This window comes from Nostoc sp. (assembly GCF_036919815.1).
Classification (GTDB): Bacteria; Cyanobacteriota; Cyanobacteriia; order Cyanobacteriales; family Nostocaceae; genus Nostoc.
This window is the reverse complement of sequence record NZ_JBALCE010000085.1, coordinates 1-14,620: the sequence shown is the minus strand read 5'-3', so window position 1 is coordinate 14,620 and position 14,620 is coordinate 1. Positions and strand designations below refer to the sequence as shown.

At 42.4% G+C, this 14,620-nt stretch carries 13 protein-coding genes and 1 pseudogene; 5 read left to right on the top strand and 9 right to left on the bottom strand.

The window, feature by feature from the left end:
• Positions 1 to 36: 36 nt before the first annotated feature.
• From V7K15_RS20285 to V7K15_RS20275, 3 genes are all read right to left on the bottom strand, one after another.
• On the bottom strand, positions 37 to 639 hold the full coding sequence (locus V7K15_RS20285; RefSeq protein WP_334908114.1) for a molybdenum cofactor guanylyltransferase: 603 nt from the start codon (positions 637 to 639) through the stop codon (positions 37 to 39).
• 194 nt (positions 640 to 833) lie between these two features.
• On the bottom strand, positions 834 to 2,888 hold the full coding sequence (locus tag V7K15_RS20280; protein ID WP_334908112.1) for a thioredoxin domain-containing protein: 2,055 nt from the start codon (positions 2,886 to 2,888) through the stop codon (positions 834 to 836).
• A gap of 145 nt (positions 2,889 to 3,033) precedes the next feature.
• Positions 3,034 to 3,189, bottom strand: coding sequence for a hypothetical protein (locus tag V7K15_RS20275; RefSeq protein WP_334908110.1), 156 nt, complete (start codon positions 3,187 to 3,189; stop codon positions 3,034 to 3,036).
• A gap of 455 nt (positions 3,190 to 3,644) precedes the next feature.
• Here V7K15_RS20275 and clpP point away from each other — a divergent pair, with 455 nt between their 5' ends.
• Complete coding sequence (gene clpP / locus V7K15_RS20270; protein ID WP_292790179.1) at positions 3,645 to 4,280, top strand: ATP-dependent Clp endopeptidase proteolytic subunit ClpP; 636 nt, start codon at positions 3,645 to 3,647, stop codon at positions 4,278 to 4,280.
• Positions 4,281 to 4,522: 242 nt separating this feature from the next.
• On the opposite strand, the gene V7K15_RS20265 is transcribed toward clpP, so the two are convergent.
• The 3 genes from V7K15_RS20265 to V7K15_RS20255 all read right to left on the bottom strand — a co-directional run bounded on the left by V7K15_RS20265 (position 4,523) and on the right by V7K15_RS20255 (position 6,766).
• Positions 4,523 to 4,672 (bottom strand): hypothetical protein, encoded by a 150-nt coding sequence (locus tag V7K15_RS20265; protein ID WP_442949702.1) that lies wholly within the window; start codon positions 4,670 to 4,672, stop codon positions 4,523 to 4,525.
• A 135-nt stretch (positions 4,673 to 4,807) separates the two neighbouring features.
• Positions 4,808 to 5,695, bottom strand: coding sequence for a hypothetical protein (locus tag V7K15_RS20260; RefSeq protein WP_334908108.1), 888 nt, complete (start codon positions 5,693 to 5,695; stop codon positions 4,808 to 4,810).
• Between the two features lie 813 nt (positions 5,696 to 6,508).
• Positions 6,509 to 6,766 (bottom strand): hypothetical protein, encoded by a 258-nt coding sequence (locus V7K15_RS20255; RefSeq protein ID WP_334908106.1) that lies wholly within the window; start codon positions 6,764 to 6,766, stop codon positions 6,509 to 6,511.
• A gap of 363 nt (positions 6,767 to 7,129) precedes the next feature.
• Between V7K15_RS20255 and V7K15_RS20250 the strand changes: the two genes are divergently transcribed.
• Positions 7,130 to 8,707: an NAD(P)H-quinone oxidoreductase subunit 4 gene (locus V7K15_RS20250; RefSeq protein WP_334908104.1), complete on the top strand. Its 1,578-nt coding sequence runs from the start codon at positions 7,130 to 7,132 to the stop codon at positions 8,705 to 8,707.
• Positions 8,708 to 8,894: 187 nt separating this feature from the next.
• Here V7K15_RS20250 and V7K15_RS20245 read toward each other — a convergent pair.
• Together V7K15_RS20245 and V7K15_RS20240 are read right to left on the bottom strand one after the other, a co-directional pair.
• Positions 8,895 to 9,182, bottom strand: a pseudogene (locus V7K15_RS20245) (DUF4351 domain-containing protein); the annotation flags it as partial.
• On the bottom strand, positions 9,175 to 10,161 hold the full coding sequence (locus tag V7K15_RS20240) for a DUF4351 domain-containing protein (RefSeq protein WP_334908100.1): 987 nt from the start codon (positions 10,159 to 10,161) through the stop codon (positions 9,175 to 9,177). The pseudogene V7K15_RS20245 and the gene V7K15_RS20240, both read right to left, overlap by 8 nt.
• A gap of 134 nt (positions 10,162 to 10,295) precedes the next feature.
• Between V7K15_RS20240 and V7K15_RS20235 the strand changes: the two genes are divergently transcribed.
• From V7K15_RS20235 to V7K15_RS20225, 3 genes are all read left to right on the top strand, one after another.
• Complete coding sequence (locus V7K15_RS20235; protein WP_334908098.1) at positions 10,296 to 11,015, top strand: Uma2 family endonuclease; 720 nt, start codon at positions 10,296 to 10,298, stop codon at positions 11,013 to 11,015.
• A gap of 653 nt (positions 11,016 to 11,668) precedes the next feature.
• A complete protein-coding gene (locus tag V7K15_RS20230; protein WP_334908096.1) occupies positions 11,669 to 12,544 on the top strand; it encodes an SDR family oxidoreductase in 876 nt (291 codons plus the stop codon).
• Positions 12,545 to 12,624: 80 nt separating this feature from the next.
• Positions 12,625 to 14,121 carry an HlyD family efflux transporter periplasmic adaptor subunit gene (locus V7K15_RS20225; RefSeq protein WP_334908265.1) on the top strand — a complete coding sequence of 499 codons (1,497 nt, stop codon included), beginning with the start codon at positions 12,625 to 12,627 and terminating at the stop codon, positions 14,119 to 14,121.
• Positions 14,122 to 14,285: 164 nt separating this feature from the next.
• Here the strand turns inward: V7K15_RS20225 and V7K15_RS20220 are convergent, their stop codons facing one another.
• The gene (locus V7K15_RS20220; RefSeq protein ID WP_334908094.1) at positions 14,286 to 14,471 is read right to left on the bottom strand and encodes a hypothetical protein; all 186 of its coding nucleotides are present in this window, start codon (positions 14,469 to 14,471) and stop codon (positions 14,286 to 14,288) included.
• Positions 14,472 to 14,620: the final 149 nt, after the last annotated feature.

The window sequence follows — 14,620 nt, the reverse complement described above, 5'->3', positions numbered from 1 at the left end:
CGTTCACGATTAAGTTTTTAGCTTTTTTGACATGAATTAACTTAAAGCCAAGTCCTCAGGTGTATTACAGTTAAACAGCATTTCCGGTTCTGATAAGGGCAAAACTTCTACAGGATATTGCCGAAGCCACTGTTGAAACGATCGCCCCCCTTGCTTGATAAACTCTAGGAGTTGTGGCAGACAGCGACGGCGATAGAAACCACATAGAGGTTCCCAGCCTTTAAGATTATGAGCTAAAGCTGCGATCGGATCATCTCCCACGCTATCAAGTCTACTTACCCAATCTTGCAACACCTCAACCCGCAACCTCGGCAAATCGCAAGCTAGCAACAGCACCCATTCTGTCTGTACTTCGGCTAGTCCTTGGGCAAATCCAACTAGAGGCCCATGGGCTAGAGATTCTCCAGACAAAGGCACTTCTCGGATAAACTGACAACTAGGCAAAAGCAAATCTTGATAGCGTTCTGGCCAGGGAGTGATTATATAAACAGTATCAGCACAGCTTTGAGCGATCGCACAAACTCGCTGTAACAAAGGTATTCCTTGAATGGGAATTAAGGCTTTATCTTGACCCATCCGAGAACTTTTACCGCCAGCTAAAACAATGGCAGTTAATTTGCTACATGAGTTAATAGTCATTCGTCAAAAAAATAGAGGGTAAAAAACGAGTCAAAAGTCAAACTAGATTAACCTCTGACGCTGAAAGTAGAATAAATTTATCTTCTACTTAAACCCCATCATGGCTATCCAAGAACTCGAACAACAACTCCTTCAGCTTTCCCCCATGCCCCATGCCCAATGCCCAATGCCCAATGCCCAATCCCTGTTAAAAATCATCCCCTATTTTGACTTTCCTGCACTTGCTGCAATAAATCCTCCACACTTTCTGCTGGTGCAAGACACTTCAAACCTTGGCAAACTAACCCAACGCTTCCCTCTGGTAAATCAGATGTGACGGCAAACACAGCCGCCGGCAAATACTTGGGTATCAAAGCGTTTATTTGCTCAGTTGTGCTGCGAATCAAGGTAGAATTACGATACCAATCCAAAGCTGTAAATAAACTGGGACAAGCTTGGGGAGCGCGATGCATGACACTCCTAAAAGCTTTTAAGCCCTGTTCGGCTAGATCTAAATAATCTAGATTATCGGTGAGTAGGGACAGACGCACAAGGTTAGCGATCGCAATTCCATTAGCTGATGGTGTAGCATTATCAGCGTAACTCCGCTCCCGCACAATTAAATCTTGACTCGAATCGCTAGATGTGTTATAATAACCACCTAACTCTACACTCCAGAGAAATTCATTAAATTCATCTTGGATAGCGATCGCTTTTTCTAACCATTGCTTCTGCTCAGGGTTGGAAGCTTGTAAATCCAAGAGAGCTTTAATAAAAAAGGCGTAATCTTCAGACTGCGCTAAAACGCTTGGTTCTCCTTGATAGTTGAGTCGGTGGAAACGCCCATCGACAAACTGATTTTCCCAGATAAAATTCGCTGCTCGTGCTGCTAATTCCAGATATAACGGTTGTTGGAAAACCCCAGCAGCCCTAGCCAGCCCAGAAATCATCAAGCTATTCCAGGCGACAATCATCTTCGTATCTGTCACCGAGGGAATGCGACCCGGCCAGTTAGCAGTTTTTGCTTCCTGGTTGTTACGAGCCGGGGGAAAAGTTTCTAGTGACTCAGAACTAACGCCATAACGAGCGGTAAACAGCTTGCTCAGTGCCGTTTCTAGCGTTGCACTCAGTTGCCCTGAATAACGTCTTTGCAACACATTACGACCTTCAAAGTTGCCGTTAGGTGTCACCGTAAACTGTTCTAATTCCCTTAGTTCTTCAGGTGTTAACAGTTGTTGTAGTTCGCTGTAACTCCAGACGTAAAAAGTTCCTTCTTCTGGTTCTACCGCCGTGGATTCCGTGAAGCTGTCGGCATCTTGAGCAGCATAGAAGTAACCTTCAGGCGCGGTCATTTCCCGCTTTAGCCATAGTACAGTACCAGCAACTGCCCTCTCAAACGCTGGTTCTTGTACTCCTGTACTCCACAAAGAAGCCAGATACTCCACAATCTGTCCATTGTCGTAGAGCATCTTTTCAAAATGGGGTACTGTCCAAGTCGGGTCAACAGTATAGCGATGAAAACCACCACCCACATGGTCATAAATGCCTCCCAACGCTAAGTCTAGTCCCCGTTGGGTACAAACTTGCTTGCCATCATAGCGAGATTCAAAATTAAATCGAGTTCCCCGCAGTGCTAATTCTGTATAGGGAATCATCGGAAAACTGTTGCCAGATTGACTAGGAGTAATTACACCTGTGCTGATTTCCCAACCTTGGCGGAGTAATTCATGGTCTTCAAGCTCGGTTGTTGTAGCGTCTTGCAGCACCGCAGACGTGAGCAGAGACTCAATAATTAGAGCTTTGCGTTGCTGTAAATCTTCTTTTTCTGTATCGTAATAACGGCGAAGCGTTTCCAACACCTGCAAAAATCCCGGACGACCATAGCGCGGGTCTACAGGAAAATAAGTACCAGCGTAAAACGGCACTAAATCTTCTGGGGAAAGAAAAATATTCAAAGGCCAACCCCCTTGACCGCTCATCATCTGCAAAGCCTGCATATAGATGCTATCGAGGTCAGGTCTTTCTTCCCTGTCTACTTTGATGGGAAGATAATTGGCATTCATGTAGTGTGCGATCGCAATATCAGAAAAAGCCTCGCCTTCCATGACAGTACACCAATGGCAACTAGAATAGCCAATGGAGAGAAAAATTGGTTTATTTTGCGCCCTTGCAGTTGCAAGTGCTTCATCACACCAAGTCCACCAATCAATCGGGTTTTCGGCGTGTTTGCGGAGATAGAGGCTCTTAGCTTCAGCAAGGCGATTAGTCATGATCAAATGCAAATAGTTGCCTTATTTGCTCAGTCTACCTTGTTCGCAGGAATCTTACTGGTCTATATTGAACTCAACAAAGAAACGCTATAGTTGGGTTTATTTGCGCCGACTTACTTACACCTGTACAATTTATGAAACATTCTTAGTGAAAAGATCGCAATACTAAACTAACAATATTTGCTGGTGTTTCTCGCACAGGTGATGCTGTCTTTGTCTGAATTAAAGTATTTGGGCTAAGTCCTGCTATCAGGTAGAGCAAGAAGGTGATGATGGCGGCTTGTACAAATTTTTCCAACATGGCACGTCTCTCTCTGAGTGGATAGCATTTCAAGTAAAACTGGTTATTGTAAATACACCTCGTACTATCGATTTACCGAATTTAACAAAAATAACTTAATAATTGCTGAGGGAAATCTTAAAAAAATGTTTCAAATATTACTGAATATTTAACGTAATTCCCTAAGCAAGTCGGATTTCGGTAATCGGTCTAATCAGCACATCGCCAAGGTTGTGCAGCAAAGGCCGAGACATGAGATTGGCGACAATTGGAGTTTTTTGATTTGTTCTTCCCTAAATTGGGATATTCTCTTAGACAGCTTTTACCGCTAAAAAGTGCCCTTAGGGGTTGAATCTATTGCATAAGCACCTTTTGCCCTTTGTTGCATAAGGCAGAATGGCAAAGATTTACTTCTATCTACCTGAGAAGAGTAGAGATCAGCCCCAGTTTCGTGCTGTCACCGATAAAATGTATTTATAAGTAGCCACAAACACGCTTCCATGATTCCTATCGTTATTGAACAATCGGGTCGAGGTGAACGCGCCTTTGACATCTACTCACGGCTGTTACGTGAGCGCATCATCTTTTTGGGACAACAAGTTGATAACAACATTGCTAACTTGATTGTTGCCCAACTGCTGTATTTGGATGCTGAAGACCCGGAGAAAGACATTTATATGTATGTCAATTCTCCCGGTGGTTCGGTGACAGCTGGTATGGGCATTTTTGACACTATGAAACATATTCGCCCTGATGTCTGTACAATTTGTACCGGATTGGCGGCGAGTATGGGCGCTTTCCTCCTCAGTGCTGGTGCTAAGGGTAAGCGGATGAGTCTACCCCATTCTCGGATTATGATTCATCAACCTTTAGGCGGCGCTCAAGGACAGGCGACTGATATTGAAATTCAGGCGCGGGAAATTCTGTACCACAAGCGGCGGCTAAATGACTATCTAGCTGAACATACAGGTCAACCAATTGAGCGGATTGCTGAAGATACTGAACGTGACTTCTTTATGTCGCCAGAGGAAGCTAGGGACTACGGTTTGATTGACCAAGTGATTGACCGTCATGCTGCTGGTAGTCGTCCAGCAGTTGCTCTTGTTAATTAATAGTCACGATTGGCAAATGGTGATTTACCACTTTTAATTCCCTTAAACCCCTCGTTTACTTATCAGGACTTACGCAATCAAAGCTTGAAACCTCGATCCCCCCTAAGCCACGCCACTTGCTCCACTTGGGGAGACCCCTGTTCTCGCAGTGGCTCCCCTTAAAAAGAGGGGAACTTGAAAGCCCCCTTTTTAAGGGGGTTGGGGGATCTCTTCTGTTCAAAACTAGATTTACGAGTTGGAAATCAAAATCCTACTATTGGGTGTGACTGAGATTGGAGATATTGGAGGAATTCATGTAATTCCTCATCGGTCAGCAAAAAACGCGATCGCTTCCCATAATTTCTTTTGAGATGTTCCCGTCCTTGCTCTGGTGTCCAGCCTAATCGCTGCATTTGGACATCTGTTTGAAAAATTACTTCAGCAAAATTTACAGGTTCTATAGCTTCGTTACTCTTTCAACAGTCTACGTCATTAGTCCTTACAAATGACTAATGACTAATGACTAATGACTAATGACTAATGACTAATCAAAATCCCGCTATTGGGTCTGGCTCAGATTGGAGGTATTTGAGGAATCCATGTAATTCTTCTTCAGTTAGCAAAGTACGCCCTCGCTTGCCGTAGGTTTTAATTAGATGCTCTCGTCCCTGTTCTGGTGTCCAGCCTAAACGCTGAAGTTCGACATCTGTTTTAGCAATTACATCCGATAAATCCACGGGTTCAGCTTTCTTGTTTCTCTTTCCTTTCCCTGACGGGGTGGCGATATCCTCTTGAGGGCTGTAACTCCGGGGTGTAAATGGTGTGACATTATTCACAGAAATTGCTGGAAAGCTTTGATTTTCCATCTGGTTATCAGAGGGCATTTCCAAGTTTTCAACTGGAAGATCAAATTCTAGCTCCCGGTTGGCACTTACAGGAAAGTTTTGACCTAAATCCTGGCTATAGGTATCGCTTACTGGCGGCACAGCATTACTGTACCCGTACTCTTCGTTATTGCTTGTTACTACTTCTGGTTTGATGTTGCGTACTTTGGAAGGCGGCAGAGATATTTCTTTGTCGCTGACCACTGACCACTGACTACCGACAAAATCCTCATCTTTTACAGAGGAATAGGCAGCAGATTCATTTAATCCACTTTTGGTATTTAAGGAAGGGTTTAACTGCGCCGGGGAAATTGGATTTGAGGTAAATGCCACTGATTCTGGTGGCGCATTTGTAATACCCAAAACTATCAGCGCCCTAGTTCTGGCTTGGTCTTCTGCTGCTTCTACTGTTTCTGCTGCGGCCATACCCGTAGCACGGGTTACGCCTTCAATTTGTACGCTTGCCCGGACAATATATTTTCCTTGATAAATTTGCACTAATTCTGAAATCAGACTGCCCTTGGGATACAAGCTCTGGAATTGAGCCAACATAATACTGCTACCAATCTAAATATTTTTAATAACGGGGTGATACTGCCTGTATGCTCAAGCAAGGTAAGCTGCCCTTACTTTAATTTACATCTATTTGATACCCAGGATGCCTGTCAATATTACATTTTTTCATTTTTTACCGAAACAGTGCTGAATCCTGAATCAGTGCTGAGTCAGGGTTCGCCCTTGGGAGAAGATTTGATTCTAAGCAAGCCTTAGCTCAACCTTCTCGCTGAGTCCTGAGGCAGTAAATAAATGATATGCTACTGCCAGCGATCGCACTTTCTCTATTAAAAAGCAATTTTTGTGCAATGCCTACGCAATCTCAACAATATGGCTATGTCTTTTTAATTGCATTTTCAATCTCTTCTAAGCTGACATCTACCTGATCCGATTTTGCATCAATGAGTAAAAGTAAGACACATTCCAATACAGTTCAGTTAAGCATTTCTTCCTTCTCTTCCTTCTCTTCCTTCTCTTCCTTTGCGTCCTTTGCGTCCTTTGCGGTTCGTTAAAAAAATTGACTTTGACAAAGAGTTTTAGCCTTAACTGAACCGTATTGAGACACATTCAGGTGAGACAACTTGATAGATTACCCGATATCCACCACTTTTGCCCGTCGGGATATCACTGTTTTTTGCTCGAACTTTAAAAATGGTCAAGTCTATGCCAGAGATTTGATCACCGATAAAATTTCCAGCCTGTAGCTGATCAATAATTGGTTGAATGTCAATTTGAATTTGGCGCTAACGTTTAGTCAGAGTTTTGAGACGGCGTTTGAAGGGAGGTGTAAAGCGAACTTCTGCCATAAATCTAGGCTTCGATATCGTCCCAAAGCTGTGAAACTGGGAAAGTTTGTCCTACTGCTGCTTGTCGCACGGACTCTTGCAGGTGGGCTAATATTTGTGCTTTTGGCTCTTGTTCATCAATCCAAGCTAAACCACTGACGTTATCAGAATTTATGAAGCTTATAAGCTGTTGCCAAAGTTCTACAGGGACGAGTACATCTGTTGTTTCTCCATTTACGTTGGTGACATAACGAATCTGACTTTCAATTTGTGCGATTATCATAGGGTTATTTCTGCTGTCATGCTTTTTTTGTACCAAATCGCTTTTTTCAACAACCACCAAGCAGCATCGTGTATTTTTAGCTATGAGTTGGGCTACGCGTAGACGCGGAGCGGCTTGTCGTAGACATCGCATCACTAGAATTATAGTTTAACGGCTTTTTGAGGGTAAATTTTTGACTTAACTGGGAGTATCACAACCCATATTCCGCACCACCAAGTGTCAAAAGAGACTCCCAAGAGAAAAAATGGGGAATTGCCAATTTAATTAAATCAACCTAACGAGGAAGACTAAATCACCAAAAAGCTGTTACTTAATTACTAGTGACTTTTTGCCAAACATGATTTTGATAGCAGACAAATTGTGATGAATACAGCTAATTTTCCGTGGCTGACGACGATTATTCTGTTGCCGATAGCGGCATCGCTACTTCTTCCCATCATCCCCGATAAAGAAGGCAAAACAGTGCGCTGGTACTCCCTCATCGTAGGGCTGATAGATTTTGCACTAATTGTTTACGCTTTTTCTACCGGGTACGACTTCTCCAATCCCGATTTGCAGTTGGTAGAAAGTTACCCTTGGGTACCACAATTGGGTTTGAATTGGTCAGTAGGAGCAGATGGCTTGTCCATGCCCCTAATTATTTTGACTGGATTCATTACTACGCTGGCAATTTTAGCAGCTTGGCCTGTTACCTTCAAGCCCAAGCTATTTTACTTCTTGATTTTGGCGATGTATGGCGGTCAAATTGCCGTGTTCGCCGTCCAGGATATGCTGTTATTTTTCCTGGTGTGGGAACTGGAACTGGTACCGATATACTTTCTACTGTCGATTTGGGGAGGCAAAAGACGACAATATGCAGCGACCAAATTTATTTTATACACTGCTGGCGGTTCGCTGTTTATTTTGCTGTCTGCCCTGACAATGGCATTTTATGGCGATACGGTGACGTTCGATATGCGATCGCTCGCCCTCAAAGATTTCGCCCTGAATTTCCAACTTGCACTTTATGCTGGCTTCCTAATTGCCTACGCTGTCAAGTTGCCGATTATTCCCTTGCACACTTGGCTACCTGATGCCCACGGTGAAGCGACAGCCCCCGTACATATGTTATTAGCAGGGATTCTGCTGAAAATGGGCGGTTACGCTTTAATTAGGATGAATGCCCAAATGCTGCCCGATGCCCACGCTTTGTTTGCACCAGTGTTGGTAGTTTTGGGGGTAGTTAATATCATCTACGCTGCTTTGACATCCTTTGCCCAGCGCAACCTGAAGCGAAAAATTGCCTACTCCTCAATTTCTCACATGGGCTTTGTCCTGATTGGTATTGCCTCCTTCACAGATTTGGGGTTAAGTGGAGCAGTATTGCAAATGGTTTCCCACGGGTTAATTGGGGCGAGTTTATTCTTCCTTGTCGGTGCAACTTACGATCGCACACACACCTTAATGTTGGATGAAATGGGTGGTGTCGGTAAAAGGATGCCGAAGATTTTCGCAATGTTTACTACCTGTGCGATGGCTTCTTTGGCATTGCCAGGGATGAGCGGTTTTGTGGCAGAATTAATGATATTTGTGGGCTTTGCTACTAGCGATGCTTATAGCTCTACCTTCAAAGTCATTGTAGTGTTTTTGATGGCAGTGGGAGTAATTTTAACTCCGATTTATCTGCTGTCGATGTTGCGGGAAATTTTCTACGGAGAAGAGAACAAAGAATTAGTTTCTCACCAAGCTTTGATAGATGCTGAACCTCGTGAAGTATTTATCATTGCCTGTTTGTTGGTGCCAATTATTGGTATTGGTTTTTATCCAAAATTGCTAACTCAAATGTACGACACTACAACTGTACAATTGACGGCAAGATTGCGTAATTCCGTGCCGACATTAGCACTGCAAAAAGAAGAAGCAATAAAGGTTTCTTTGAGTGCGCCGGAAATTGGTAATTGAGCTGTGATCGCTAATTTAGTTTAAATATTTTTTAGTTTGAGGGCGGGTTTTGTACCTGCCCTTTTCGTTACTCACTCGTAACTTTTGATTGGTTAAAGTAAAAATAACTCATCGAACTGAGTCTAAAAAATACTGTATGGGGTAAGTGAGTAGATAGGTTTTTTTAGAATTATTATAAAAATAGATTTTAAACTGATTGATTTGTTTCCAACCAGTGAAGAAAATCTTCCATAGCAGTAAAATCTAACAAAGCTTCACCAAGGTTTTCTAATTGATTTAAAGAAAGAGATTGGATACGCTCTTGCAATTCTGGTGATAATTCTCCTACTCGTTTTTGTAATAACCTTAAAATAAGCCGTTGTTGACCTTTTTGTTTACCTTCTTTTTTACCTTCTTGTTTCCCGCGCTCGTAGCCGATGCGCTCACCTGTAGTTATATATCTCATAGTCTGCTCCTGCTCAAATTGTTTAAGCTGATTGATTTGTTTGCAACCAGTGAAGTAAATCTTCCATAGCAGTAAAATCTAACAAAGCTTCACCAAGAGTTTCTAATTGATTTAAAGAAAGAGATTGGATGCGCTTTTGTAATTCTGATGATAATTCTCCTACTCGTCTTTGTAGTAACCTTAAAATAAGCCGTTGTTGACCTTCTTGTTTACCTTCTTGTTTTCCGCGCTCGTAGCCGATGCGCTCACCTGTCGTTATATATCTCATAGTCCGCTCCTGCTCAAATTGTTTAAAATCTTCCCAAAACTGATTTTCCAATGCCTTTGGTAATATCATAACCCAATCGATAAATCGATATAGATTACGAATATCCTGCTCTTGTAAGCCCAAATCATATAGCCTGCGAATTAAGCGAAACTTCCATATTTTGCGTTCTTCGGGTGATGAGCGTGTCTGCTGCGTTTTTAAATGCGCCATGACAACAGTTGCAAATGGATTATCGCTATTTTCTAACTCCTGAAAGCGATTTTCGTAATCCAAAAGTTTAATACTGCCAAATTCAAAGATTAAGCGAGTATCGGGATAATTGTAACTGTAATTGCTTGGTCGCCATTCGCGGTTTGGATCACAGAGAATTGCAAGGCTGATTGCTGGTTGATCAAAGCGGTCAAATATGCGAAAGTTGTAGGTAAACATCCGCTTGCTAAAGTTATCTTCTTTTTGTGCCTGAATTTCAACATGGACTAATAACCAAAGTTCTTCCCCTTGGGTTTGCCAAACTTTGACTAATTGATCAGCATATCGCTTGCCCTGTTCGGCTTCACGAGCTATTTGCTGAAATTCTTTATCGAGAAATTCGTAGGGACGTTCCCAATCAATTAATGCAGAAGTTTCTGGAAAAAAGAAATGCATTGCTTGGGGAAAATAAGCTTCTATAATTTCTTTCCAAGGGCTATCAAAATCAGCGCGTAGGCGTAGACCATCGTAGACATCGCTAACATTTGTCATATTTATCCAAGAGACTGATTTTTGTCAGATTAATGTGGATACTGGAATCCAGAATCATTTTACCCTTGTATACCTATTTAATTATCGATACATTTCCTACAATCAAGGTACAATCAGATTTGGCAAAACCGCTCATGTTAAACTACAATCCGTTGCATTGTTTGCCATCTTCCGAAGAACTACCCGACTCAGATGATACCTCTGTGGATAATGAACTACAAAATTTAATTCCCAGCTTGCTGAAAACAATACTGGCTTTGGTTTGGTGCGATCGCTGGGATTGGTTCTTTGGCGTTGATATGGGTATTTATTATCACCCAGAGAAATCAGCAATTGTCCCTGATGGGTTTCTCAGCTTAGGAGTTAAACGCTTCATTGATGAGGACTTACGCCTAAGTTATGTGTTGTGGGAAGAAAATAAACCGCCATTTTTAGCACTAGAAGTTGTTTCCCAAATATATCGGGAAGAATATACTACCAAGAAAGAATTTTATGCCAAAGAATTAGGAATTTTGTACTACGTTGTGTATAGTCCCCTTCGTCGTAAAAATCCTCCTTTGGAGGTGTATCACCTAGTTGATGGGGAATATATTTTAATGTCAGGAAATCCCGTTTGGCTACCAGAGATTGGTTTAGGGATTGGGCGAGAACGGGGAATTTATCAAGGTATCGTGCGGGAATGGCTTTACTGGTATGACGAGGAAGGGCAAAGATTGCTGATACCAGAAGAACGCATCAGGGAAGCGGAAGAACGCGCAACTTTTGAAGAACAGCAACGTGTCGCAGCAGAACAACAGGTGAAAATGTTAACTCAAAGGTTGAAAGGGCTTGGTGTTGATCCAGAAAGTTTGTAATGGTAAGCGATGTCTACGATGGTTACTGAGCTTTGTCGTTCGCGCAGCGTCTCGTAGAGAAGTACGGGCTACGCCTACGCGTCTACAACTCACTGATACAGAAATTCTAGACTAAACTAAAATCTCACATTTCAACCCATCAGCCGCCATAGGTTAGAAACCTACGGCTAATAGCCAAAGTCCTCTCAAGAGGACTAAACAAAAATTTTCGCAAGCAAAATGGCATTTGACTTACTCAAAAGGTCTGTTTGCTTTCTCATTTCGGTGTTTTCCGCAAGCAAAATGGCATTTGACTTACTCAAAAGCTGTGTTTGCTTTCTCATTTCGGTGTTTTCTGTAAGCAAAATGGCATATTGAGATAGCAATATGCTTGTATTGCTGACTCATTCCAGTAATTTACCTAATTGTGACAACTAATCCTTTTGAAATTACTCCATGCTGCACATTTATTAAAAATATGGGGGATAATTTTTAGAGATTAAGATAAATAAAGTGTGACCTATTGGCTTAGTTGACGTGAGGATATCTTGAGCATGATTACTCAGTGTAAAAATATGCTCATATTTTTGTTTAAGTATTGCTCAATGATTTTGAGCATATACGAAGCATTTTGAGAACTATAAACCCTGTAACTATTCAATTTAGGTATTTATATGTTTCTAGTAACTGGAGCAACGGGAGGAATTGGTCGCAGAGTTGTGCGACTCCTACGACAACGAGAATATTCTGTGCGGGCATTTGTCCGCCTTAGCTCGCGCTACAGCGAGTTAGAACATCGGGGTGCAGAAATTTTCATCGGTGACTTGCTAGAGGAAAAAGATATCCAGAAAGCTAGTCGAGGTGTCCAGTATATTATCAGCGCCCACGGTTCTGATAGTGATGCTCTATCTTTAGATTACCGCGCTAATATTGAACTCATTGACCAGGCAAAAGCCAATGGCGTAGAACATTTTGTCTTCATTTCTGTACTGGGAGCCGATCGCGGATATGAAGACGCTCCTGTGTTCAAAGCCAAACGAGCAGTAGAGCGATATTTGCAAGCTAGTGGCTTGAATTACACTATTTTACGCCCATCTGGATTAGCATCTAACTTGCTGCCATTAGTAGAACGGTTTCGGGAAACTGGATTGTATCTGCTGATTGGCGATCGCAAAAATCGGACTTCAATTGTCAGTACCGATGATTTGGCAAAGATAGTGGTGGATTCTGTAACAGTTGAAGGCGCTCGTAACCAGATTTTACCAGTGGGAGGGCCGGAGATTTTATTACGAGAAGATATTCCCCGAATTTTTGGTCGGATCTTCACCAAAGAACCAGTAATAATTAACTCACCACTAATTGTCATTGATGGGTTACAGAGTGCATTAGGTTTATTTAATCCCCAAACGCAAAAAACTTTGGGAACTTTTCGCACATTGCTAGCAAATGAATTTTTCTGTACAAAAGATGAAATTGCCAATTTGGAGGGGATTTTTAACTTCCAGTTAGAGACATTAGAAAATTTTTTGCGGCGCTATCTAGCAGTTTGAATTAAACATAAGTCATTAGTCATTAGTGAATCATAAAGGACAAATGACTAATGACAAATGACAAAGGACAAAGGACAAAAATGAAATCTTCCCTAGCTGCAAATGCTGCTCAAGCACGTCAGACAAAAGAGCGATTCGCCCAACCAGAGGAACAACTCACTTATGAATTGGGTAAAGCGGTACAGGAATTGCCACCCCTGTACACCAGATTATTAGCGGGAACAATGAGCGTGATCGTATTTGGGACGATCACCTGGGCGCACTTCTCGCAAATAGACGAAGTAGCAACAGCACCAGGGGAATTAATTGCTTCCACACAGGTAAGACCGGTGACATCCTTGGGTGGGGGATCAATTGTCGCCGTGAAAGTGCAAGAAGGCGATCGCGTTACTAAAGGTCAAATTCTGATTCAAAAAGATCCAGACTTGCAGAAAACTGATGTTTCCCGCCTAGCCAAATCTACTAGATTAATTCAAGACGATTTACAACGTTTGGATGCAGAACGTACCGGAGGTAAAATGACTGGTACGAAAGTGCAAGATGAACTTTTAAACTCCCGCCTGCAAGACTTCCAAGCGCGTCAAGCTGCGGCGGAAGCAGAAGCAAATCGCCAAATAGCACTGATTAATCAAGCCAAAGTCCGCTTGACTCGATTGCAAGACAACTCAGTTAATGCTAAAAGCAGCGTTGCGAATGCTAAAACCAACCTTGTCAACGCCGATAGTATCCGAATTAAAATTGAAAGTAATTTAGCCCTTGCACAAGAAAGGGAAAAAAGCCTACGCACTCTAATTACTCCTGGCGCTATACCTCGTGTTGATTATTTGGATGCCCAAGAAAAATTAACTCGTGCAAAGACAGAAATCACTAGATCACAAGATGAAGTTACTAACGCCCATAATAAAATCACAGAAGCTCAAGATAAAGTCACATCATTAGAAAAAGATATTGCTGGCCAAGTACAGGAAATTCGCCAAGCAGAACAAGCTTACAAAGCTGCACTCAGTCAGTCCCAGCGTGTAGCATCAGAACGCCAAAGTGAAATTTTGACCCAGTTCAACAAGCGTAAAGAAGAATTGACAACTATTCAAGGTCAATTAGATCAGGCAAGAAAGCAGCAAGCTTTGGAAACGATTGAGGCTCCCGTTGCTGGTACGATTTACAGAGTCAAAGCCACCAAGGGACCAGTACAATCGGGTGAAGAATTGGTGTCAATTTTGCCGGAAGGGGAAGAAATGCTTCTAGAGGTAAAAGTTCTCAACCGCGATATTGGGTTTATTCGTCAAGGAATGAAGGCAAAAGTGAAAATGGCAACTTTCCCCTTCCAGGAATTTGGTATTGTGGAGGGCGAAGTCATGCAAGTTAGTCCGAATGCAATTGTTGATAAAGAATTGGGCTTAGTTTTTCCGACAAGAATTAAGCTAAGTAGACACTCAGTGAACGTGCGCGGTCAAGAAGTAGAATTTACACCAGGGATGAGTGCTACAGGTGAAATTGTCACTCGTAAAAAGTCAATTTTGACCTTCATCACTGAGCCGGTGACACGGCGGTTCAGCGAGGCATTTTCGGTTAGGTAGGTTTGTAGCCTCTGCTGTTTTCATAACCACACCAAAGAGCGATGCTGCGGTTTTTGCTAGCGTGCGCACTGCACAACCCATACCTAAAACGTAAGGGTTAAGCAATACTAAACCCCTACATTCATTCACGATATTTCTCGAATGCTCTCTGAGTTGCTAGCACACTATGCGATCGCATGAAATGTAGGGTTAGTGGTAATTTTTGTCAGTGCATCTGCAATAATTTTGGGATTAATGAACAGCGTTTCATGACCTCCTGGGCATTCAATTAGCTCATACGTGCCAAGGCTTTGTACCATCTTGAGATAGGTTCCCGGTGGAAGTGAGCGATCATCTTTGCAGAACAACACTGTTTGACGGATATTTAAGGCAAAGAAGTCATTGGTCTTGACCTTGGTATTGAAGTGCGAATCGTTGGCTAGAAACCAATCCTATTAAGGATAAGGGGGATTAGCCGCAAGGGAAAACAGAACCTTGACAACTGAATGACCATGTAGGT